The sequence below is a fragment of the Pseudoalteromonas rubra genome, from assembly GCF_000967655.1.
GTDB classification, from domain to species: domain Bacteria; phylum Pseudomonadota; class Gammaproteobacteria; order Enterobacterales; family Alteromonadaceae; genus Pseudoalteromonas; species Pseudoalteromonas rubra_A.
Map to the genome: position 1 here is coordinate 39,459 of NZ_JXYA01000021.1, position 21,376 is coordinate 60,834.

The 21,376-nt window shown below is 49.9% G+C and carries 23 protein-coding genes; 17 read left to right on the plus strand and 6 right to left on the minus strand.

Features of this window, described 5'->3' with window-relative positions; all coding sequences use genetic code 11:
• Positions 1–13 precede the first annotated feature (13 nt).
• Complete coding sequence (locus tag TW77_RS10285; RefSeq protein ID WP_046004896.1) at positions 14–478, minus strand: EVE domain-containing protein; 465 nt, start codon at positions 476–478, stop codon at positions 14–16.
• A gap of 172 nt (positions 479–650) precedes the next feature.
• On the opposite strand from TW77_RS10285, the gene tesB reads away from it, so the two are divergent.
• Positions 651–1,517, plus strand: a complete 867-nt coding sequence (gene tesB / locus TW77_RS10290) for an acyl-CoA thioesterase II (protein ID WP_046004897.1) — start codon at positions 651–653, stop codon at positions 1,515–1,517.
• Positions 1,518–1,526: 9 nt separating this feature from the next.
• On the opposite strand, the gene plsB is transcribed toward tesB, so the two are convergent.
• Positions 1,527–3,953: a glycerol-3-phosphate 1-O-acyltransferase PlsB gene (gene plsB, locus TW77_RS10295; protein ID WP_046004898.1), complete on the minus strand. Its 2,427-nt coding sequence runs from the start codon at positions 3,951–3,953 to the stop codon at positions 1,527–1,529.
• A gap of 387 nt (positions 3,954–4,340) precedes the next feature.
• Here plsB and rpsJ point away from each other — a divergent pair, with 387 nt between their 5' ends.
• From rpsJ to TW77_RS10365, 14 genes are all read left to right on the plus strand, one after another.
• Positions 4,341–4,652 (plus strand): 30S ribosomal protein S10, encoded by a 312-nt coding sequence (gene rpsJ / locus TW77_RS10300; protein WP_005495349.1) that lies wholly within the window; start codon positions 4,341–4,343, stop codon positions 4,650–4,652.
• 27 nt (positions 4,653–4,679) lie between these two features.
• Entirely contained in the window at positions 4,680–5,315 is a 636-nt protein-coding gene (rplC, locus tag TW77_RS10305) for a 50S ribosomal protein L3 (RefSeq protein WP_046004899.1), read from the plus strand.
• A 17-nt stretch (positions 5,316–5,332) separates the two neighbouring features.
• A complete protein-coding gene (rplD, locus tag TW77_RS10310; RefSeq protein WP_010386164.1) occupies positions 5,333–5,935 on the plus strand; it encodes a 50S ribosomal protein L4 in 603 nt (200 codons plus the stop codon).
• Positions 5,932–6,234 (plus strand): 50S ribosomal protein L23, encoded by a 303-nt coding sequence (rplW, locus tag TW77_RS10315; protein WP_010386165.1) that lies wholly within the window; start codon positions 5,932–5,934, stop codon positions 6,232–6,234. Before rplD ends, rplW begins: the two co-directional genes overlap by 4 nt.
• Before the next feature lie 17 nt (positions 6,235–6,251).
• On the plus strand, positions 6,252–7,076 hold the full coding sequence (gene rplB / locus TW77_RS10320; protein ID WP_046004900.1) for a 50S ribosomal protein L2: 825 nt from the start codon (positions 6,252–6,254) through the stop codon (positions 7,074–7,076).
• 16 nt (positions 7,077–7,092) lie between these two features.
• Entirely contained in the window at positions 7,093–7,371 is a 279-nt protein-coding gene (rpsS, locus tag TW77_RS10325) for a 30S ribosomal protein S19 (RefSeq protein ID WP_010367084.1), read from the plus strand.
• 12 nt (positions 7,372–7,383) lie between these two features.
• Positions 7,384–7,716, plus strand: coding sequence for a 50S ribosomal protein L22 (gene rplV / locus TW77_RS10330; RefSeq protein ID WP_010386167.1), 333 nt, complete (start codon positions 7,384–7,386; stop codon positions 7,714–7,716).
• Positions 7,717–7,728: 12 nt separating this feature from the next.
• Positions 7,729–8,430: a 30S ribosomal protein S3 gene (gene rpsC, locus TW77_RS10335; protein WP_046004901.1), complete on the plus strand. Its 702-nt coding sequence runs from the start codon at positions 7,729–7,731 to the stop codon at positions 8,428–8,430.
• A gap of 13 nt (positions 8,431–8,443) precedes the next feature.
• On the plus strand, positions 8,444–8,857 hold the full coding sequence (gene rplP, locus TW77_RS10340; RefSeq protein WP_046004902.1) for a 50S ribosomal protein L16: 414 nt from the start codon (positions 8,444–8,446) through the stop codon (positions 8,855–8,857).
• Positions 8,858–9,049 (plus strand): 50S ribosomal protein L29, encoded by a 192-nt coding sequence (gene rpmC, locus TW77_RS10345; RefSeq protein WP_046004903.1) that lies wholly within the window; start codon positions 8,858–8,860, stop codon positions 9,047–9,049. It abuts the gene before it with no gap.
• Complete coding sequence (rpsQ, locus tag TW77_RS10350) at positions 9,049–9,306, plus strand: 30S ribosomal protein S17 (protein WP_046004904.1); 258 nt, start codon at positions 9,049–9,051, stop codon at positions 9,304–9,306. Before rpmC ends, rpsQ begins: the two co-directional genes overlap by 1 nt.
• A 329-nt stretch (positions 9,307–9,635) precedes the next feature.
• Positions 9,636–10,004: a hypothetical protein gene (locus TW77_RS10355; RefSeq protein ID WP_046004905.1), complete on the plus strand. Its 369-nt coding sequence runs from the start codon at positions 9,636–9,638 to the stop codon at positions 10,002–10,004.
• A gap of 9 nt (positions 10,005–10,013) precedes the next feature.
• On the plus strand, positions 10,014–10,466 hold the full coding sequence (locus TW77_RS10360; RefSeq protein ID WP_046004906.1) for a hypothetical protein: 453 nt from the start codon (positions 10,014–10,016) through the stop codon (positions 10,464–10,466).
• Between the two features lie 263 nt (positions 10,467–10,729).
• On the plus strand, positions 10,730–12,607 hold the full coding sequence (locus tag TW77_RS10365; RefSeq protein ID WP_046004907.1) for a methyl-accepting chemotaxis protein: 1,878 nt from the start codon (positions 10,730–10,732) through the stop codon (positions 12,605–12,607).
• Between the two features lie 45 nt (positions 12,608–12,652).
• Here TW77_RS10365 and hemN read toward each other — a convergent pair whose 3' ends face one another.
• From hemN to TW77_RS10380, 3 genes are all read right to left on the minus strand, one after another.
• Positions 12,653–14,023, minus strand: coding sequence for an oxygen-independent coproporphyrinogen III oxidase (hemN, locus tag TW77_RS10370; RefSeq protein WP_046004908.1), 1,371 nt, complete (start codon positions 14,021–14,023; stop codon positions 12,653–12,655).
• Between the two features lie 114 nt (positions 14,024–14,137).
• On the minus strand, positions 14,138–16,087 hold the full coding sequence (locus TW77_RS10375; RefSeq protein ID WP_046004909.1) for a HAMP domain-containing methyl-accepting chemotaxis protein: 1,950 nt from the start codon (positions 16,085–16,087) through the stop codon (positions 14,138–14,140).
• A 138-nt stretch (positions 16,088–16,225) separates the two neighbouring features.
• Positions 16,226–18,256, minus strand: a complete 2,031-nt coding sequence (locus TW77_RS10380; protein WP_046004910.1) for a methyl-accepting chemotaxis protein — start codon at positions 18,254–18,256, stop codon at positions 16,226–16,228.
• A gap of 257 nt (positions 18,257–18,513) precedes the next feature.
• On the opposite strand from TW77_RS10380, the gene TW77_RS10385 reads away from it, so the two are divergent.
• Complete coding sequence (locus tag TW77_RS10385; RefSeq protein WP_046004911.1) at positions 18,514–19,275, plus strand: NADP-binding protein; 762 nt, start codon at positions 18,514–18,516, stop codon at positions 19,273–19,275.
• A 6-nt stretch (positions 19,276–19,281) separates the two neighbouring features.
• Here TW77_RS10385 and hutC read toward each other — a convergent pair whose 3' ends face one another.
• Positions 19,282–19,992, minus strand: coding sequence for a histidine utilization repressor (gene hutC / locus TW77_RS10390; protein ID WP_046004912.1), 711 nt, complete (start codon positions 19,990–19,992; stop codon positions 19,282–19,284).
• Positions 19,993–20,143: 151 nt separating this feature from the next.
• Between hutC and hutI the strand changes: the two genes are divergently transcribed.
• Entirely contained in the window at positions 20,144–21,364 is a 1,221-nt protein-coding gene (gene hutI, locus TW77_RS10395) for an imidazolonepropionase (protein ID WP_205623863.1), read from the plus strand.
• Positions 21,365–21,376: the final 12 nt, after the last annotated feature.

Genomic DNA, 21,376 nt, shown 5'->3' on the forward strand with positions numbered 1-21,376 from the left:
TGGCCTGGCGGTGCTATTGAGCGCCGCCAAGCTGGCAGATGTGTGCCCACTCGGTTTCGGTAACGGGCATGATGGATAGTCGGCCGGCTTTTTTCAGCGCCAGCTCGGTGATGGCTGCATCGGCTTTAATTGCCTTAAGTGTCACAGGGCGTGTCAGATGTTGTTCATAGCGTAGTGTTACACCGACCCAGCGCGGGTTGTCCTGGCTGGACTTGGCATCATAATAATCACTGCTCAAGTCAAACTGGTGGGGATCGACCTCTGCGCCCTTAGTGACTGTGGCGATACCCACAACGGCCGGAACTTTACAGCTTGAGTGATAAATAAAGACCTGATCGCCCACTTTTACGTCGTCGCGCAGAAAGTTGCGTGCCTGATAATTGCGGATCCCTTCCCAGAACGTACTTTGCTCCGGGGCCTGATGCAGATCGTCAATGGAGAATGCGTCGGGTTCGGTTTTAAATAACCAGTATGCCATATCAATTACCTTGTCTTTGAAAGGAAGGAGCTAGTGTATCGCACTCTCGTCAGGTGGGCTATGTGTTGGCCCCTCACCTGGCATAACCACCTGATTTACCATACGATGCCTCTTGTTACTTGCATAATAGTGTATAATTATGTGATCAGCTACGCAGTGAAAGAGGTGTGCAATGAGTCAGGCATTACAGGGGTTGCTGGATCTACTTCAGCTCGAAGAAATCGAACAAGGGATTTACCGGGGCCAAAGCCAGGATCTGGGCTTTCCGCAGGTGTTTGGTGGTCAGGTGATGGGGCAGGCCTTGTCGGCTGCAAAATACACATTACCGGCAGGGCGCTATGTGCATTCGCTACACTCGTATTTTTTACGGCCGGGCGATGCCAGCAAACCCATAGTCTACGATGTTGAAAATATTCGCGACGGACGCAGTTTCAGCACCCGCCGGGTCAGCGCCATTCAGTACGGCAAACCCATTTTTTATATGACCGCTTCTTTTCAGGGCGATGAGCCCGGTTTGTCACACCAGTCTGAGATGCCTGATGTGCCTGCACCAGAGGCGCTGCGCTCTTCGCTGGAATTCTATCAGGATAAAGCAGATTTAATCCCAGAGCCGTTGCGCGCCAAGTTTACTCAGCCTATGCCGATAGAGATGCGTCCGGTGGAGTTTCACAACCCATTTCAGCCAGAGGTAATGGAGCCAACCCGACACGTCTGGTTCAAAGCCAATGGGGCTATGCCCGACGACCGTCGTATCCATAATTATCTGCTGGCATATGCGTCGGATTTTGAATTTTTGCCGACTGCGTTGCAGCCACACGGGGTGTCATTTATGCAGCGGAATATGCAGGTGGCGACCATAGATCATGCTATGTGGTTCCACCGGCCATTCCGTATGGATGAATGGCTGCTCTACAGTGTAGACAGCCCCAGTGCCAGCAATGGCCGAGGTCTGGTCAGAGGGCAGTTCTTTAACCGCCAGGGCGAACTGGTGGCCTCGACCATTCAGGAAGGGGTAATGCGCCAGCGCGAAGCGCGCTGACGCATAAGGTTACAGCGTATCTCGGATAGACTGCCAGATCCGTGCTGGCAGCAGATCATTGAGGTGATCAGACAGCGTCGCCAGAGTCGGTGTGGCGTTGATGCTTTGCTTATCGGAAATACAGATAAACCCTTGCTCCTGCAACACACTGATCAGGTTGCTTTGCACTTTCTTATCAAAAAACTCTGGGCTCTTAATGCCGTGTAAGGTGCCCAGTCGTTTTGCCAGCACTTCACTTTCGCTCTCCAGCGTGGCACGTGCGATTCCCTGTTCACGTAGCAGCAGGCTGACGGTGATGGCGTAGCGCTCCAGCGTCAGGTGGATCACTTTGCCCAGCATTTCAAGCTGTGCCAGTGCCTTGTTGTCTTTGACGACCGTGGCAAGGTGGCCATCAAAGTCAATCAGGCCTTCCTGGGCAAAACTGTTCAGCACCGCTTCAATATAGCCATCGCGCAGGTCGTGCATAAACCACTCTTTGGCAAAAAGCGGGTAAAGGCTGCTGAGGCGTTCCCGACACTCAGTCACGGTCACGCTGTAACGGTTAAACAGCATTTGCGCAATCACACTGGGTACGGCAAACAAGTGCAATATATTGTTGCGGTAATAGTTAAACAGAGTGCGCTCTTTTTCCTTGATGGTGATGATCTCACCCAGCTCGTCTTCCAGTACGTCGAATTTATCCAGCATCAGCGCATGCTTTAGCAGGGCCTCTGCATCTTCATCCGGTGCCGTGACATTGGTGTCGTAAGGTGCCTGGTTTTGCAAACTGAGATAGAAGCGTAGCTGGGTTAGCAGCTTCTGTTTGCTCAGCGCGAACTGCTCATTACACAGCAGCACCATAGCCAGCAGGTTAATGGAATTGAGCGCCGCGCTGGCGTTAATGTTCGTCATGATCTGATCAGCGACCTGTGCCACCTGACCATTCAGCCACTGTGGTTTGGCACCTTCATCCTGGCCAATGGCATCGCGCCAGTCGGACTGATGTTCATTCAGGTACTGATTAAGGTGGATAGGCTCACCAAAGTTCAGATAGCCGCGGCCATAGTTTTTGAGGTTCTTAATGGCTTTAAAGACCCCTGCGACGGACTCATTCTTTTTGCTGCTGCCCGCTAACTCTTTAAGATAGGTGTTGATCTCCATCACATGCTCATAGCCGATATAGACCGGGACGATGGAGATAGGCCTGTCTATACCGCGCAGCATCGACTGCATGGTCATGGCCAGCATGCCGGTTTTGGGTGGCAACAAGCGACCGGTGCGGCTGCGACCCCCTTCGGTGTAGAACTTAACGGAATAGCCTTTAATGAACAGCTGGGTCAGATACTCTTTAAAGATGGCGGAGTAGAGCTTGTTACCGGCAAAGGAGCGACGAATAAAGAACGCGCCACAACGGCGGAAGATCCCGCCGGCCGGGAAAAAGTTGAGATTGACCCCGGCGGCTATGTGCGGCGGCACCAGGCCCTGATGGTAAATCACATAGGTCAGCAACAGGTAATCCATGTGGCTGCGGTGGCAGGGCACATAAATGATCTCGTGACCTTTGTCGGCCAGCTCATGCACGCGTTCGGCATTTTTGACTTCAATACCGTTGTAGAGTTTGTTCCACAACCAGGTCAGTACGCGATCGCCCACGCGAACCATGGCTTCGGAATAGTTAGCGGCAACCTCTTCAAGTAACTCTAACGCCTTTAAACGCGCCTCGTCATGGCTCAGCCCCTTGGACTTGGCTTCATCAGCAATCGCTCGTTTCACAGTGGGGGCAGCCAGCAGGGAATTAAATAAGGCTTCGCGCGAAGGCAGCTTGGGACCTGTCGCCGCCAGTTTCTGACGATGAAAGTGCACTCGTGCCACGCGCAGCAACTTATGGGGCAGCTCGTCGACATCTGCTTTGTCAGTCATTAGCTGATCCAGCGCGATGGGCGCGGAAAAACGTACCAGGTTGTCGCGACCGGAAAACAGCACCACCATGGCCTTGCGCAACCAGCTGGGGGTCAGTGAATGGCTGAACAGGGTACCTAAGCCCGGCTTTTCTTTACCCGGGTTACGGCCCCACAGCACAGTTACCGGGATCACCTGTGCTTTGATGTCCGGGTGCGCCCGCAGAGCAGAGAAAATGGCTTTACCCTGCTCAATCGCGGTGCTTGGCGCGGGTGTTTTACTCAGCAAGGGCGTTGGGTTTTTGATACCGATAAAGCGCGGCAGCGTTTTGCTACCCAACAGTTGGTCCTGCATCGGGCTGGGCAGACCCAGCTTTTTACACATCGCATTCAGTGCCGCCAAATCGGCCCGGGAATTGAGGCGGGCAACATAAAAGGTCGGTAAACTTGGGTCCAGGTCGAACTGCGACACGGGATCTGCCGGTAGCAGTTTGCTTCTGACCAGTAAACAGTTGGTCCATTGGGCCACTCGGTTGAGCCCCTGAGAAAGTAAGCGCATAGCGATACCAGATTCGTATTTTTGCTGTATAGAATATCAGGCTTTAACTGGACTGACCATTTGTGTCAGTACAATGACAAGGCCAATGTGTGCAATCCTCTGCGCAAAGTATAGCTGCCTTAATCGACTTATAATGTAGACGGGCCACAGGACAAATAATTTTGCGATAATTGTTGCATTTATCACCAGTGTCATTATAATGCTCAAACTTTCTGTGATTCGTCACACGAAAGTCATACATAGGCCTGGATTTCAGGCACGTAAACAGGAACTCCGATTTGGAGTTCAATGGTAGAAATAGAAGAACAACCGACCTCTTATATTTTGAGATGGCCTCGGGGGTTTTTTTATGCTCTTTTTAAATGCTCTTTTAATTGAGGTTTAAGAATGTCAAATCAACGCATTCGTATTCGCCTAAAAGCTTTTGACCACCGTTTGATTGACCAATCAACGGCGGAAATCGTGGAAACTGCGAAACGCACTGGCGCTCAGGTACGTGGTCCAATCCCACTTCCTACTCGCTTTGAACGTTTTACTGTATTGATCTCTCCGCACGTAAACAAAGACGCGCGTGATCAGTATGAAATCCGCACCCACAAACGTCTGATCGACATCGTAGAACCAACTGACAAGACTGTAGACGCTCTAATGCGCCTAGACCTTGCTGCTGGTGTTGATGTTCAAATCAGCCTGGGTTAATCGAAAGATTAGAGAGGTTTTAGGAAAATGGCATTAGGTCTAGTCGGTCGTAAAGTGGGTATGACACGCATCTTCACTGAAGATGGTGTATCTATCCCTGTGACAGTTATCGAAGCGACTCCTAACCGTGTTACTCAGATCAAATCTGACGCAACAGACGGTTATGACGCGCTTCAAGTTACTGCAGGCGAGAAAAAAGCAAGCCGTGTAAACAAACCAGAAGCGGGTCACTTCGCTAAAGCTGGTGTTGAAGCGGGTCGTGGCCTGTGGGAATTCCGTCTTAACGGCGGTGAAGGTGAGTTTGAAGTAGGTGCTGAGCTTACTGTTGAGCTATTCAACGAAGTAAACAAAGTAGACGTTACTGGTACTTCAAAAGGTAAAGGTTTCCAAGGTGGTGTTAAGCGCTGGAATTTCGCTACGCAAGACGCTACTCACGGTAACTCTCTATCTCACCGTGCTCCTGGTTCAATCGGTCAAAACCAATCACCTGGTAAGGTGTTTAAAGGTAAGAAAATGGCTGGTCAAATGGGTAATGTGCAAACAACTACTCAGAACCTAGAGCTAGTACGTGTTGACGCTGAGCGTAACCTGCTTTTAGTTAAAGGTGCAGTACCTGGCGCTATCGGCGGCGACGTTATCGTTAAACCAGCTGTTAAAGCTTAAGTCCTGGAGATTTAGTGATGGAATTAGCAATTAAAGGCGCTGGTGCGCTTGAAGTTTCCGAAGCTACTTTTGGACGTGAGTTTAACGAAGCATTAGTACACCAAGTAGTTGTTGCTTTCGCAGCAGGTGCTCGTCAGGGTACTAAAGCTCAGAAGACACGTTCTGAAGTTGCTGGTGGTGGTAAAAAACCATTCCGCCAAAAAGGTACTGGCCGTGCACGTGCTGGTACAATCCGCAGCCCAATCTGGCGCAGCGGTGGTGTGAGCTTTGCAGCTAAGCCGCAAGATCACAGCCAAAAAGTTAACCGTAAGATGTATCGCGGTGCGATCAAGAGCATTCTTTCTGAGCTTGTTCGTCAAGATCGTCTAGTAGTTGTTGAAGAATTTGGTCTAGAAGCACCAAAGACTAAAGAACTAGTAGCTAAGCTGAAAGAGCTTGAGCTTAAAGACGTATTAATCGTGACTGAAGAAGTAGATGAGAATCTATTCCTTTCTGCACGTAACCTGTACAAGGTTGACACGCGTGATGTAGCTGGCATCGACCCAGTAAGCCTAATCGCTTTCGATAAGGTACTGATTACTGCTGCTGCTGTTAAGCAACTTGAGGAGGCGCTAGCATGATCCGTGAAGAACGTCTTTTAAAAGTAATCCTTGCTCCACACATCTCTGAGAAAAGCACTGTGTCTGCTGAAGAGAACAATACGATTGTTTTCAAAGTAGTTAAAGATGCAAACAAAGCAGAAATCAAAGCTGCTGTTGAGAAGCTTTTCGAAGTAGAAGTAACTGGTGTTCGCACGCTAAATGTTAAGGGTAAAACTAAGCGTACAGGCATGCGTTTCGGCCGTCGTTCAGACTGGAAGAAAGCCTACGTTACTCTTAAAGAAGGCAGCGAGCTAGACTTTGTCGGCGGCGCCGAGTAATAAGGGGAGTTAGAATTATGGCACTTCAAAAGTGTAAACCAACTTCTGCGGGTCGTCGTCACGTCGTTAAAGTGGTTAACCCTGATCTACACAAGGGTAAGCCTTACGCTCCGCTATTAGAGAAAAACTCTAAATCAGGTGGTCGTAACAACAACGGTCGTATCACGGTTCGTCACATCGGTGGTGGTCACAAGCAACACTACCGTTTAATCGACTTTAAACGCACCAAAGATGGCATCCCAGCTAAAGTTGAGCGTCTAGAGTACGATCCTAACCGTAGCGCAAACATCGCTCTTGTATTATATGCAGACGGTGAGCGTCGTTACATCATCGCACCTAAAGGTGTTAAAGCGGGTGATGCAATCCAGTCTGGTGTTGATGCACCAATCAAAGCTGGTAACGCAATGCCTATGCGTAACATTCCAGTAGGTACAACGGTACACAATGTTGAGCTTAAGCCTGGTAAAGGTGCTCAGATTGCCCGTTCTGCTGGTGCATATGTACAGATCCTAGCGCGTGAAGGCCAGTACGTGACTCTACGTCTACGTTCAGGCGAAATGCGTAAAGTTGAAGCGGATTGTCGCGCAACTATCGGTGAAGTAGGTAACGCTGAACACATGCTACGTTCACTAGGTAAAGCTGGTGCAACTCGCTGGCGTGGTGTTCGTCCTACAGTTCGTGGTGTTGCCATGAACCCGGTAGACCACCCACACGGTGGTGGTGAAGGTCGTACATCTGGTGGTCGTCACCCTGTGTCTCCATGGGGTAAGCCGACTAAAGGTGCTAAGACACGTAAGAACAAGCGTACTGATAAATTTATCGTACGTCGTCGTACTAAGTAATAGTTGAGGAATTGCCATGCCACGTTCTCTCAAGAAGGGTCCATTCATTGACCTACACTTGCTGAAGAAGGTAGAGAAGGCGTTGGAAAGCGGTGACAAGAAGCCTATAAAGACTTGGAGCCGTCGTTCAATGATCATCCCTAACATGATCGGATTGACCATCGCTGTCCATAATGGTCGTCAGCACGTACCTGTATTCGTTACAGACGAAATGATCGGTCACAAACTAGGTGAATTTGCACCTACACGTACTTACCGCGGTCACGCTGCGGATAAGAAAGCTAAAAAGCGTTAATCGGAGGGTATGATGGAAGCATTAGCTAAACACAAATTCGCCTCTGGTTCGGCGCAAAAAGCACGTCTAGTTGCAGATCAGATCCGCGGACTTCCGGTTGATCGCGCGCTAGAAATCCTAGCGTACAGCCCAAAGAAAGCGGCTGTATTAGTTAAGAAAGTACTTGAGTCTGCTATCGCTAACGCGGAGCACAACGAAGGTGCCGACATTGATGAGCTTAAAGTGGCTAAAGTATTTGTAGACGAAGGTCCTACAATGAAGCGTATTATGCCACGTGCTAAAGGACGCGCAGACCGCATCCTTAAGCGTTCAAGCCACATCACTGTTGTGGTTTCAGATAGCTAGGAGATATAAGTAATGGGACAAAAAGTTCATCCTACTGGTATTCGCCTAGGTATCTCAAAGCCTTGGGTATCTACTTGGTACGCGAATACAAAAGATTTCTCTGAACAGCTTTTTGGTGATCACAAAGTGCGTCAATACCTTACTAAGGAATTGAAAAACGCTTCTGTGTCTAAAATCGTTATTGAGCGTCCAGCTAAATCTATCCGTGTAACAATTCACACAGCTCGTCCTGGTGTTGTTATCGGTAAAAAAGGTGAAGACGTTGAAAAGCTTCGCCACGCTGTAACTAAGCTTGCTGGTGTACCTGCACAAATCAACATTGCAGAAGTACGTAAGCCAGAGCTTGATGCACAACTAGTTGCTGACGGTATCTCTTCACAGCTAGAGCGTCGTGTAATGTTCCGTCGTGCTATGAAGCGCGCGGTGCAGAACGCAATGCGTCTGGGTGCAAAGGGTATCAAAGTTGAAGTTAGCGGCCGTCTAGGCGGTGCTGAAATCGCACGTTCTGAGTGGTACCGTGAAGGTCGTGTACCTCTACACACTCTTCGTGCTGACATCGACTACGCAACTTCTGAAGCTTTGACCACTTACGGTATCATCGGTGTTAAAGTTTGGATCTTCAAAGGCGAAGTTATCGGTGGTCTTCCACTGAAACAAGAAGCTGAGAAGCCAGCCAAGCGCGCTCCGAAGAAAGCTAAAAAAAGTGCTAAGTAAGAGGTAGCGACTAATGTTACAGCCAAAACGTACAAAATTCCGTAAAGTGCACAAAGGCCGCAACCGTGGTCTTGCAAATAGCGGTAATAAAGTTAGCTTCGGTTCTTTCGGCTTGAAAGCGACTGGCCGTGGCCGTATGACTGCTCGTCAAATCGAAGCAGCTCGTCGAGCTATGACACGTCACGTCAAGCGTCAAGGTAAAATCTGGATCCGTGTGTTCCCAGATAAGCCAATTACAGAAAAGCCGCTTGAAGTTCGTATGGGTAAAGGTAAAGGTTCTGTTGAATACTGGGTTGCTGAAATTCAGCCTGGTAAAGTACTTTACGAGATGGAAGGTGTTTCAGAAGAGCTTGCTCGCGAAGCATTCAACCTAGCTGCTCGTAAATTACCTTTCAAAACCACTTTTGTAACTCGGACGGTAATGTAAATGAAAGCTAGCGAACTTAAAGACAAAAGCGTAGAAGAGCTAAATGCTGAACTTCTAGAGCTTCTGCGTGAGCAGTTCAACCTGCGCATGCAAGCGAGCACTGGTCAGCTGGCTCAGACTCACGAGCTGAAAAAAGTACGTCGCAATATTGCGCGTGTTAAAACAGTTATCAACCAGAAGGCAGGTTCATAATGAGCGATAATACTCGTACTCTTCAAGGTCGTGTAGTTAGCGACAAAATGGACAAGTCAATCGTTGTTGCTATCGAGCGTCAGGTTAAGCACCCGATCTACGGTAAATTCATCAAGCGTACAACTAAGTTGCACGCACACGATGAGAGCAACACTGCGCAAGCAGGTGATACTGTGACTATCCGTGAATGTGCACCGATCTCTAAGAAAAAATCTTGGACTTTGGTAGACGTTCTGGTTCGTCCTAAGAAAGCTTAATTTTTATTAATTAAGTTTATCTTGAAAGCCCCGGCCTTTTGGTCGGGGCTTTTGCGTTTGGGCCACTCAGAATGTTCAAAAGGGTTTGCTGTATAGCGCGACGTTCCATGAATGTGCAGCATTCCAAACCCTCTAAGAAAACATCCTGGACTTTGGTAGACGTTCTGGTTCGTCCTAAGAAAGCTTAATTTTAGTTTTTAACTAAATTAAACTTTTGAAAAGCCCCGGCCCTTTGGTCTGGGCTTTTGCGTTTGGGCATAAACACTGTTCAATGTTCTTTTTTTGTTCTAGAATTTGTCTCTGATTAAAGGTTACAAGGAGAAAGTGCTATGCAGCTATCTAATAATTTAATGGATGTATTTTTTGGTTATAACGGTAGAGTTGGCGATGTTAAAGGGGCAAAAGAAGATATAGCTGAGTTTACCCAGCGAGCCCAAAATGCCGAAACTCCAGAAGAAAGAGAGCGATATGCCAAGGCCGTTGAGCAGTTAAAAACTGAAATTCTGCCTAAGATGCAGCAGGAAATGGAGCAGCTAGGGAAGCAACTAGGATTAAATTCTGGTCAGATGGGGCAGATCTTAGAGTTAGATAAAGATAATAAGTTTGTGCCCAATTTAGCTATAAAAAAGAGTGATACTGGTGTACTATCTTTTATGACTTCTTATGAATCAGGAAGTTATTATCATAACAAAATATAAAGGATTTTTATGTTAAAAAAGATATTGTGCGTATCAGCTTTAGTTTTAAGCTCTTCAGCAGTCGCAAATATAAAAGTGAATGTTGAGAATGACTCAAAAAATTATGACGTCATATTAACAAGTAAAGACGTTCAAACATCCACATATTCACCAGCTCCTCAAGAAACGCTTAGCGCTAATTCTGCTGAACGATTTTCCGTATATAGTAATTACCCTGATGTAGTTCGCTTAGTAGACCTGGAATATAAATTTAGTGATAGCTCGATAGCTCCTCGTTGTCACTTCCGCTTTGTTATCATGAAAGATTACCGAAGTGGTAAAATGTTGCCTCAAAAAGTAATTGCTGAGAGTGAGGGTGGGTCATATAGAGATAAGGCTATTTGCTCAGGCAAATTAGACTCTTTTAACCTTGATTCTGGAGAAGCGACAGTTACTTTTTCTATAAATCGTCGCAAATACTAATTTCAGGTCCTACCAATCCAACTGTTCATTGAGCCCTCTTTTTATTTATGCAAACGAGAGCGCCACAGAGCTAATGCTCATCAGTTGGCCGACCTTTTGAGACGTTCACAACCCGATATCAAGCTTCCTTGATATCGGGCCCCGGCCTTTTGGTCGGGGCTTTGGCGTTTTTGCTGCATTATGGTCTGCAAACTTTGTCAATCAGAGCAATACTCTACTATATTGTTTTGATGGAAGATCTTTTGATTTCGGCAAGGTAATTTATGAAGCTCAAGCAGCTCTTGGTACTTTCTCTGATCACCGCAACGATATTGCCCTTACTCATCGTTACCCTTGTATTCGCAACCACGATCAGTGCCTTTTTAACTGAGAAGGTTGAGCAATCCGAAATCCCCACCGTACTCAAACAAATTAAGTATGCGGTTGAGCTTGATATCTATACGTCCATAGCCCCATCAAGAGCGCTGGCAAAGAGCGAGTTTATCAAAGCCTGGATGACCAATGGGGAAGCGTCAGAAGACCTGGCCATGATCGTTCGGGAGCTGGGCTCAGTAAAACGTGTGAACAGTAGCAATACTGCGTTTATTGTTTCTGCTGTTAGCAGAAATTACTACACCCCCGCAGGCATTGTAAGGAAAGTGGAGCCAGACAAGGAGCCGTGGCTGGATATTTTTATCAATTCCGGTACCGAATATGAGATTTCCATTGATGTAGACAAGTCGTCCACCGAAGCGACTGCGTTTATCAATTATGTCATTGAAGACAAAGGCCGCAGAGTGGGCTTAGCGGGAGTGGGTCAGTCACTGGGTGCTATGACCGAGCTGATTAGCTCTTACAAAATCGGTGAGTCAGGGATTGTCTTTTTGGTTGACGCCGACAATGTGGTGCAAGTCCACCCCGACAGGTCAGCTGTGGGCACTAAGGTGAATATTGCGTCTTTGCTAGGTAATGTGGTATCGGAGGAAGTCAATGACAGGGCTGTGGTGCGCTCGGCAATAAAGCTGGACTCATTAGACTGGTATGTGGTTGTGGAAATCCCGGAAGAGGAGATGTTTTCGGCAATTAACACCGCGATTATGACCAACATTGTGATTGGCTGTGTGATTGCTGTGGTCAGTTTGCTTGGGGCAAATTTACTTGCCAATCGGATATTTAAGCCCATAGAAGTGATCTCAGATGCCGTGACTGAATTGTCCGGCAAGGGCGGCGATTTGACCGCGCGCCTAGGCGTTGAGCAAAATAACGAGGTTGGTTACCTTGGAAAGCAGATTGATATTTTTCTGGCTCAACTGCACGAGATGTTTAAAAGCGTTTCTGAGACGGCAAAACATGTTGAAGGCACGGCCGCTGAGGTCTATCAGAATGTAAAGCATGTTCAGGGCCTGTCAGAGCAACAGTCATCCAGTACAGACTCGGTGGCGGCAGCGGTTGAGCAGATGAATATGACGGTCTCAGATATATCTAATAACGCGCAGGATGCCTCGCAAGTGGCGTCGGATACGGAGGGCAATGCCCAGGTAAGCCTGAAGATTGTATCGGATACCATAGGTCATATGGCTGAGTTAGAGTCGATCATGCGCAATTCTGTGCTCTCCGTTAATCAGCTCTCTAAAGAAATTGAATCAATCTCGGGTGTTCTGGAGGTGATCAGAGGGGTTTCTGAGCAAACCAATCTGCTGGCCCTCAATGCGGCCATCGAGGCGGCACGGGCGGGCGAACAGGGACGAGGTTTTGCGGTGGTAGCGGATGAAGTACGAAATCTGGCGAAGCGCACCGCAGAGTCGACGGAAGAAATCAATGGCATGATCAACTCTCTCAATGCCACTGCAACCGAGACGGTGAACACCATTACTCATGGCAGTGACGGAACCCATAAAACATCCCAGCTGTTATCTGAGTGTGGCAAATCGTTGCGAGAGATCTCTGAACACATCGTCAGGCTGTCAGAAATGAATATTCAAATTGCCACTGCAACCAAAGAGCAGTCAGCTGCAACCAGAGATATTAGCCAGAATGTCACTGTCATATCAGACACGGCCAGACAGACAAAAGCGGCGATGGAGCAGACCTATCAGTTTTGTAATGACCTAGACAGTGAAGCTAAATCTCTTTCGGGCACCATAGGTAAGTTTAAGCTATAACGACAGTAAGGCTGGCAGCATTGCACTGCTCAGCCTTTGTTGGGATCAAATCACCCGTGAAAAGCGGGTGTTTTTGATCTGCTGTTGCAGGTAGGCATCAAAACACATGCAGATGATGCGGATAAACAGGTTGCCTCTGGCGGTTACTTCTATACGCCGCTCGCTGAGCTCAACCAAGCCATCGTCCGCCAGTGGCTGAAGCGCCGCCAGGGTATCAGCAAAATAGTCATCAAAGTCGATGCTATGCGCTTTGGCAAAGGCGTCTTTATCAAGCTCAAAGTGGCAGATCAGTTGTTTGATTGCTGCGGCGCGTATTATGTCATCCTGAGTGAGCTTCACGCCTTTATGAATGGCGCTATGGCGCTCAGTCACAGCCTGATAGTAAGGCTTCAGGTCTTTTTCGTTTTGTAAAATGGCATTGCCAATCTGTGATATAGACGACACGCCCAGACCCAGCAGGTCGCAGTTACCATGAGTGGTGTAGCCCTGGAAATTACGGTGCAAGTGATTGTGTCGCTGAGCCACAGCCAGCTCGTCATCGGTTTTGGCAAAATGGTCCATGCCAATAAACTGATAGCCTGCGGCGGTCATCTGCTCCAGCGTTTGCTTGAATATGGCGAGTTTTTCCTGTGGTCCCGGCATATCGGCTTCTTTGAGCTTACGTTGTGCAGCAAATCGCTCCGGCAGATGAGCATAGTTAAATACTGATACCCGGTCCGGGCCGAGTTCAATCAGCTGCGCTATGGTGTCGCGATAGGATGCAACGCTCTGATGCGGCAGGCCGTAGATCATATCCATATTGATGGACTTAAAACCCAGCTCGCGGGCCTGTTTGAGCAAAGACAGCACTTCCTCAACCTGCTGCGGGCGATTCACCGCAGCCTGCACCTGATCATTAAAATCCTGCACCCCGAATGATACCCGGTTAAAGCCGAGCGTTTTTAACGCTGGCAGCATGTCGTCGGCCAGCGATCTGGGGTCTATTTCAATGCCGCGCTGGGCATCTGGTGTAAAGTTAAAGTGCTGCTCCAGCATGGCGACCAGACGGGTCATTTGTGCTGTGGTCAGAAAGGTTGGTGTGCCGCCACCGAGATGCAGTTGTTCCACCTGGTAGTCTTTAAACAGAGGCGCCTGAGCGGCGATTTCCAGCTCCAGATGATCAAGATAGACATCCGCCTTAGACTGATGGCGGGTGATAATCTTATTACAGCCACAGTAATAGCAAAGCTGGTGACAAAACGGAATATGGATGTATAACGACAGCGCCCGGCTCTGCGAGTGGGCAATGGCGTCCACCAGGTCGTTCTGTGCGTAGCCCGACTCCAGTGACAGGGCCGTTGGATAAGACGTATATCTGGGGCCCGAGATATTGTACTTGTTGATGAGGGAGTCATCCCATTGAGGTAATTTAATCACGATCGCACTCTCTTTGCTATTGAGAAGGCCAGTGTAAGCAAAGTTGTGCTGTGGGGCGTTGATCTAAAGCAAAAGGAAGCGCGGCGCGGGGCCGAAACACCCGCGCAGAGCGTATTAGAGCCTGAACTGATCGATCAGCGTATTGAGCTCTCTGGCGACTTTGCTCAATGCTTTGGCATCCTGTGAAACCTGTAGCGCGCCCTGCGCCGTTTCTGCGGCACTTTCGCTGATATTAGTGACACTTTCTGAGATTTGCAGGGACACCGTGTTTTGCTCCTCCGATGCACTGGCAATTTGCAGGTTCATGTCGCGAATGGTACTGATTGAGCTGCAAATGGCCTGTAAGGTCGCGCCAGCATGCTCTGTTTGCTCCGCAGAATGCTCGGCATGGTCGACATTGCGATGCATATGCTCTACCGAGCGTTTGGCTTCGCTTTGCAGTCGCGAAATCATCGTCTGGATCTCTTCGGTGCTTTGCTGGGTGCGACTGGCCAGGCTGCGCACTTCATCGGCCACCACGGCAAACCCGCGACCCTGTTCACCAGCTCGTGCCGCTTCAATCGCGGCGTTAAGTGCCAGCAGGTTGGTTTGGTCGGCAATGCTGCGGATCACGTCTAAAATGGAGCCCACTGACTCGGTTTCGCTTTCCAGTTGGGTAATGGATTCACTGACCTGCTGAATGCTGCCAACCAGCTCACTCATGGCCTCACGGGAAGCTTGCACCACCTGGATCCCGGTTTGTGATTGTTGATCGGCGTCGGTGGCCGCATCGGCGGCAAGCTGGGCACTTTGGGTAATTTCCTGCACCGTGGCACTCATTTGCTGCATGGCAGTGGCGCTTTGGGTCAACTGGTCCTGCTGTTGGTCGGTTTCACTTTTGGTTTGCTCAGTGACGGTGATCATGGTGCCTGAGGTATCGTTCAGTGTTGCCGTTGCCGTTTTGATCTTGCCTACTATATCGCGCAGGGTTGTGGTCATTTCTGACATCGCCCGGTAGATACCTGTGGTGTTGGTGGTCGCAAACTGATAACTGAGGTCGCCCTTGGCGATGGCTTTGGCCAATGCCTCTATCTCCCTGGGTTCACCACCTATAGGGTCGCGCAGTAACTTACTGACATACCAGCTCAGGAATACACCGGCACACACCACTAACACCGAGATGATGGTAACCCACAGCACCGCCCGTTCGCTGGCCTGTTGTGCCTGGGGCCCCAGCTTGTCCTGGCGTGCTTTAATGTCCAGTTTAATGTCCTCAAGGGTATTGGCTACTTTCGGGCCCAGTAGGTTAAGGCGTTGTTCAATCAGCTGATTGCGCTGTGAAATAGTCTGATTGACGGCCTTCACGCCGCTCAGGTAGTCCAGTTTGTTTTGTAAAAAGCGCGCCAGCAAGCCCTGTGCGGGTTGCCAGGCAAAGGCACCGGCCTGTTCATCAAGTAAGGTGGCCAGCTTACTAAACTCAGTTACGGCACGCTGATAGTCTTCAGCGGCGTTGGTGACCAAAAACTTGGTGACAAACAGGCGCCCCAGCATCAGGGTTTCTTCGAGCTTGGCGGCGGCATATAAAGCTTTGCTGTCATTACGCTGATAGGCGGTGTCCACCACTTCACTCAGTAAGGTGCGCATTTTGGCCCCGTTAACATCCAGCTGATTGGTCACAATGTCATCGCGGCGGGCATACAGTTGCACAATTTGCTCAAAGGCAGCGCGGTACTGTTCAATTTCGTCTGCACTGGTACTGAGCTGAGCGCGATATTGCGGGTCGTCTATGCTGCGCTGGGCCTGGTCCATTAAATCACTGAGCAGTGCAAAGCGCTCATTGAACCCGGCGATGTTGGCCGCATTTTGCTCTTTGAGGTATTTCAGGGCATTGAGGCGCACTAACAACAGGTTTGCCTGAACACGGCCTTCCAGGTTGCCATTGCGGGCCAGAGTGCGATATTCAACAAAGTTGTTATAGCCCGAACTCAGGCCCAGCCAGGCTACGATTGAAATGATAGCCATCAGGGTAATGAGCGCACCAAATGAGTACGCAAGCAGCTGCGTTAGTTTGAGGTTTTTAAACATAATTAAGCACGATTTTGCAAAGAGTCACCCTTTAAGTGATCGTCTGCAATGGTGCATTAGTCAAGTTTTAGCAAGAGGCTGGCAATGAAAGAAGCGAGAAAAAAGTGCTAGCCCGGCATTCGGGCTAGCAACGTATTATTATAATTTGAATTGGTTAACTGTGTTGTTCAGGGCCTTAGCCAGACTGTTCAGATCCCGAGCTTCATCCGCCAATAAATGGGCATGGTTGGCAGTACTGTTCACCAGGTCGTTAATGGCATTCAGGCTGTTATTGATGTCTTCCGCGACCACCGTTTGTTCTTCCGTTGAGGTGGCTATCTGATGGCTCTGATCCTGAACTGTGCTAACCGACTCCGTGATGTTGCGCAGCGCATCCAGCACTTCCTGGGTTTGTCCAACCGAGCCCTCAGCCCGCTCCTGGCCCTGCTGCATCATCACCGATGCCTGCTGCGCAATTTGTTGCAGACGCGAAATCATATTGCGAATATCGTCGGTTGATTCTTGCGTGCGACTGGCCAGGCTGCGTACTTCGTCAGCAACCACCGCGAAACCACGACCCTGCTCACCGGCACGGGCGGCCTCAATGGCGGCGTTTAAGGCCAGCAGGTTAGTTTGCTCTGCAATGCCATTGATCACATCGATTACGGCACCTATGTTACTGGTTTCCTGCTCAAGGCCTGCCACAACTTTAGCCGCTTCACCGATATGGCTGGCAAGCTCAGTCATGACTTCCTGCGCCTGACCGGAACGGGCAGCACCGTCATTAGTCATGCTTTGCACCAGATCCGCGGCACGATTGGTTTCATGGGCATTACGAGAAATTTCCGTGACTGTGGCGGCCATCTCGGTTACGGCGGCACTGACACTGTCGACCTGCTCTTTCTCTTGTTGGATCTCATTATTGGTGTTGGTCGAGACATCCTGTAGCTGCGCCGCGGCACCACTGAGCTGTTGCGCCTGCGCTGCGGTATCGAGCATCATGCTGCGTAGCTTGTCGATAAAGGTGTTCATATGATGCGCCAGCTGGCCGACTTCATCCTGACTGGTAATGTCGATACGGCGGGTCAGATCACCTTCGCCCGATGCAATATCGCGCATGGTGTTGGTCAGTGTCGTGATCGGGGCTGCTATCATGTGCGTGGCCCATAAAATCATCGCAACAATAATGGCAAGGATAAGGACCACCGCTGTCACGGTACTCATTACGGCTTCGTTAACCGGCTCTTCTATCAGGCTAACGGGGATCAGCAAGCCCAGATGCCAGTCCAGGATAGGTTTATCCAGCTTAACATTGTTGAACACCACATAGTAATCCACGCCCTTGAGCGTGACCTTAGCTGCACCTGCACCGTCTGCACGCATTGCCCGATTAAGCTCGGCAAAGCCCTGGGTGTCGGCAAATTGTCTTTCCAGCGCTTCCAGGCCTTCTTTGCCATTGGGGCCTTCATCTGTGATAGACAGTTGATGACCTGTTCGCTTGGATAAATGCACGACCTTATAGTTGTGGTCGAGCAAGAAGCCATAGCCCTGACCATCGAACTGGATCTGCTCGACCAGCTCACTGATCTTATTGATTTGCAGGTCAACCCCGCCAACGGCAACGAGTTCGCGCTGGGCATTGTAAACGGGCTGCTGCACCACGGCAGAAACCGCACCGGTATTAATGTCGACCGACACCGCACCGACGTATAATCCGCCATGGCTCAGCGCATCTTGCCACCAGGGGCGTTTATAAGAGTAATAAGGACGACCGTCTGAATAGTTAGAGGTACGCTCATTTTCTTTGAAGTATTCACCAGTGCGGGCCGAGGCCATAAAGGCGGACAAAATGTTTTCGTCGCTGGTCGAGATCCGGATAAAGTCCTGATTCACTTCCTGGTAGCCCAAGTCGGCACTCAGCGGCTTTTCCCGCTGGGTATAGCCATCAAACCAGTTGACGTTATGCGGGTTGGTGACAAAGGTCTCTACTATGGCACCGTAACGAGAAAAGAAAGATTCCATGGAGAGCTTTTCGGCATATAAGTGGCTCTGCGCTTCGCGCTCAATCCCTTCCCGGGAAAGCTGGGCAATGTGGTTAACGAAATACCCTGATGCAGCAACCAGTAAAATTGAAATGGTACCGCCAATTAAAAAGAGGATTTTTTTTCGAAGAGATAAATTTTCTAACATGCGTTTTTTCTTTTTCTTGGGATCAGGCAAGCCTCAATCAAATCATATCTTGTACAATAAGGCCACAAATTACGGTGGTTGATTGATAACACTTGACGAATAATCTTTACATCCATAATCGGCATTAGGGACAGATACTTTAACTTTTAGCAATAAATCAGCCATTTTTCTTACCGCTTTGAAAGTCATGGGCTATTGCCAGTGCATGCCGGGCTGTAGCATCATGCGCACAGCGCGTAAAACCACAGGAAAATGATATGCACAATAAACTCGTTGTGGCCGGGGCCGGCTGGCTGGGTATGCCGGTTGCTCAAGCGGCTGCGGCTCAGGGCTGGCAGGTACAGGCAACCCGGCGACAACCACACGATGATGAGCTATCCCGGCAGCTGGTGCATGACGGTAAAACACTTGTCCATAATGTGTCGCTGCAGCAGGCTTTTTGGCTTTGTGCCATGCCACCGGGTGCCCGGCGGGAAGACAGTAATTACCTGGAGACGTTAGAAGCAACATTAGCCTTGGCCACCGAGTTACAGATGAGCGGGTTTTTGCTGTGCTCCAGCACCGGCGTGTATGCCGATGCAGATGGACACTACACCGAGCAGGGGGCGCTGGCTGCAACCGATTCACGACGTCAGCGCATTTTGCAGCAGGCTGAGCAATTAGTGTTGTCCCATGGCGGTAAAGTGCTCAGGCTTGCGGGGTTGGTTGGGCCTGGGCGGGAGCCGGGGCAGTTTATTGCGGGCAAAGCATTACGCAGCTCAGCGCAGGAGCGAGTCAATATGGTGCATCGTGATGATGTGGTTGCGGCCATTATGTGCGTCATGAACCAGTGGCCTCAGGTCAGAGCCGTTTATAACATTTGCTCACCTGCCCACCCGCTGAAGCGGGATTACTATCAGGCACATTGTGCCCAGGCTGGCACAGCGCCGCCGAGTTTTGCCAGCGACGACAGCAAGGCGCGGATCATTGATGGCTCAGCCATCGAAGCGCTTGGGTTTAGCTATCAACACGCCATCTGAGGTCCGTTATTTTTTGAAGGTCAGGTGACCGCCCAGGCGATATTTGCTGCCCGGTGAAATCAGCCGGGCAAAACTGACAATTCCCCCTTGTGACCAGGTTCTGCGGATCAATTGCAGACAGGGCTCTTCATGAAACATGTTCAACCACTGACAAATATCGGGGCCGGGCATAATGGCTTCTACGGTATGGCGCGCCTCGGTCAGCGGGGCAATCTGGATCAGATATTCATGAGGGGTGATCCCGGTGAAGTCCTGCTGCAGGTAATCCGGGGCCAGCTGCGGGTTAACAAAACGCTCTTCAACCTGCAAAGGCTGCTCATTTTCGTGATGCACCAGCACGCTGCGATACACCTGACTGTCGACTTCAACACCCAGCGCAATGGCGATTGGTGCAATGGCAGCGATGGATTCCAGCGACAGCACCACGCAGGTGTAATGTCCGCCGCGTTCTTTGACTTCGTCGGCGATATTGCGGATCTCCAGCAATGACGACTGGGATTTAAACCGTGCCACAAAGGTGCCCAGCCCCTGGCTGCGGGTCAGGATTCCGGCATCGGTCAGCTCACTGAGTGCGCGTCTGGCAGTCATACGGCTTACCCTGAACTGGGCAGAGAGCGCGTTTTCAGAGGGAACCCGCTGATCTTCCTGCCAGGCACCACTGCGGATCTGTGCAATGATATGTTGTTTTATTTGTGCAAATTTGGGTTGCGTTGTCACAATCTCATGCCATGGTTAGTAAAGAAAAACCGACTCGGGTGTCAGGCTGAGCGAACATAGCTCACTGATAAACATGGCACACCTCTATTGTATATACAAGCTTTCTTGCTACACTCAAACCAGCAAGTTAGAGATGAGGAATTGCGTGGTGATGGTAGTAGATTTAGTGGTGCTGGATGTTAATCTGGCGACAATGGACCCGGAGATTGAGCGTCCTTATGGTGCCATTGAGCACGGGGCGATGATGGTGAAAGATGGGCTGATCTGTTGGCTGGGTGCGCAGTCGGAACTCCCGGAATTTGATCCGGTGACCACGCCGACTATCTCGGCAAAAGGCGCCTGGATGACACCGGGTCTGATCGATTGCCACACCCATATTTTATTTGCCGGCTCACGGGCCCAGGAGTTTGAGCAGCGTCTTAATGGTGTGTCCTATCAAGAGATCGCGCAGCAGGGCGGGGGAATCGCAACAACCATGAAGGCAACCCGCGCGGCGGATCATGAGCACCTGTTTGTGGTTGGTAAAACGCGACTGAATGCGTTGCTCAGCGAAGGGGTGACCACAGTCGAAAGTAAATCCGGCTATGGTCTGGATTGCGACAGCGAGATCAAGCTGCTGGAAGTCAACCGCATGCTCGATGAGCATCATCCCATCAGTGTACAAAGCACCTTTCTGGGGGCGCACGCGCTACCGCCGGAGTATCGTGATGATGCCGATGGTTATATCGATCTGGTATGTGACCACATGCTTCCCCAGGTCGCAGAACAATCCCTGGCCGATGCGGTTGATGCATTTTGTGAAAATGTGGGCTTCAGTAATGAACAAACACGTCGCGTGTTTGCCAAGGCCACTGAGCTGGGCCTTAAGGTGAAGTGTCACGCCGAGCAGCTGTCTAATCAGCATGGTAGCGAGCTGGTGGCTGAATTTAATGGCCTGTCCGCCGATCATATTGAGTACCTTGACGAAGCCGGTGTTAAGGCCATGGCCAAAGCGGGTACGGTCGGCGTAGTGCTTCCGGGGGCGTTTTACTTTTTACGAGAAACCCAGCAGCCACCGATTGATTTACTACGTCAGCATAATGTGCCGATTGCCCTGGCCAGCGACTTTAACCCCGGAACCGCACCGCTGTGTTCATTGCGTCTGATGCTGAATATGGCGTGTACTTTGTTCCGTATGACACCGGAAGAAGCATTACTGGGTGTTACACGTCATGGTGCTAAAGCGCTGGGTCTGTCAGACAGGGGGGTGCTAAAAGTCGGTATGCGTGCCGATATGGTGCTGTGGCAGGTCGGTCATCCGGCTGAACTCAGTTATCAGTTTGGCGTAAATGACCTGTTAAATACCTGGATTTCGGGTAAACTTGTGCAATAGTAAGAATTTTGC

Bases quoted from the DNA above. Each gene is read 5' to 3' on its own strand.
- rpsC (WP_046004901.1), top strand. From the start codon at position 7,729: ATGGGACAAAAAGTTCATCCTACTGGTATTCGCCTAGGTATCTCAAAG.
- TW77_RS10365 (WP_046004907.1), top strand. From the start codon at position 10,730: ATGAAGCTCAAGCAGCTCTTGGTACTTTCTCTGATCACCGCAACGATA.
- rpsJ (WP_005495349.1), top strand. From the start codon at position 4,341: ATGTCAAATCAACGCATTCGTATTCGCCTAAAAGCTTTTGACCACCGT.
- rplV (WP_010386167.1), top strand. From the start codon at position 7,384: ATGGAAGCATTAGCTAAACACAAATTCGCCTCTGGTTCGGCGCAAAAA.
- rpsQ (WP_046004904.1), top strand. From the start codon at position 9,049: ATGAGCGATAATACTCGTACTCTTCAAGGTCGTGTAGTTAGCGACAAA.
- rplP (WP_046004902.1), top strand. From the start codon at position 8,444: ATGTTACAGCCAAAACGTACAAAATTCCGTAAAGTGCACAAAGGCCGC.
- rplB (WP_046004900.1), top strand. From the start codon at position 6,252: ATGGCACTTCAAAAGTGTAAACCAACTTCTGCGGGTCGTCGTCACGTC.
- TW77_RS10360 (WP_046004906.1), top strand. From the start codon at position 10,014: ATGTTAAAAAAGATATTGTGCGTATCAGCTTTAGTTTTAAGCTCTTCA.
- TW77_RS10380 (WP_046004910.1), bottom strand. From the start codon at position 18,256: ATGTTAGAAAATTTATCTCTTCGAAAAAAAATCCTCTTTTTAATTGGC.
- tesB (WP_046004897.1), top strand. From the start codon at position 651: ATGAGTCAGGCATTACAGGGGTTGCTGGATCTACTTCAGCTCGAAGAA.
- rpsS (WP_010367084.1), top strand. From the start codon at position 7,093: ATGCCACGTTCTCTCAAGAAGGGTCCATTCATTGACCTACACTTGCTG.
- TW77_RS10285 (WP_046004896.1), bottom strand. From the start codon at position 478: ATGGCATACTGGTTATTTAAAACCGAACCCGACGCATTCTCCATTGAC.
- rplC (WP_046004899.1), top strand. From the start codon at position 4,680: ATGGCATTAGGTCTAGTCGGTCGTAAAGTGGGTATGACACGCATCTTC.
- rplW (WP_010386165.1), top strand. From the start codon at position 5,932: ATGATCCGTGAAGAACGTCTTTTAAAAGTAATCCTTGCTCCACACATC.
- plsB (WP_046004898.1), bottom strand. From the start codon at position 3,953: ATGCGCTTACTTTCTCAGGGGCTCAACCGAGTGGCCCAATGGACCAAC.
- hutI (WP_205623863.1), top strand. From the start codon at position 20,144: ATGGTAGTAGATTTAGTGGTGCTGGATGTTAATCTGGCGACAATGGAC.
- rpmC (WP_046004903.1), top strand. From the start codon at position 8,858: ATGAAAGCTAGCGAACTTAAAGACAAAAGCGTAGAAGAGCTAAATGCT.
- rplD (WP_010386164.1), top strand. From the start codon at position 5,333: ATGGAATTAGCAATTAAAGGCGCTGGTGCGCTTGAAGTTTCCGAAGCT.
- TW77_RS10385 (WP_046004911.1), top strand. From the start codon at position 18,514: ATGCACAATAAACTCGTTGTGGCCGGGGCCGGCTGGCTGGGTATGCCG.
- TW77_RS10375 (WP_046004909.1), bottom strand. From the start codon at position 16,087: ATGTTTAAAAACCTCAAACTAACGCAGCTGCTTGCGTACTCATTTGGT.
- TW77_RS10355 (WP_046004905.1), top strand. From the start codon at position 9,636: ATGCAGCTATCTAATAATTTAATGGATGTATTTTTTGGTTATAACGGT.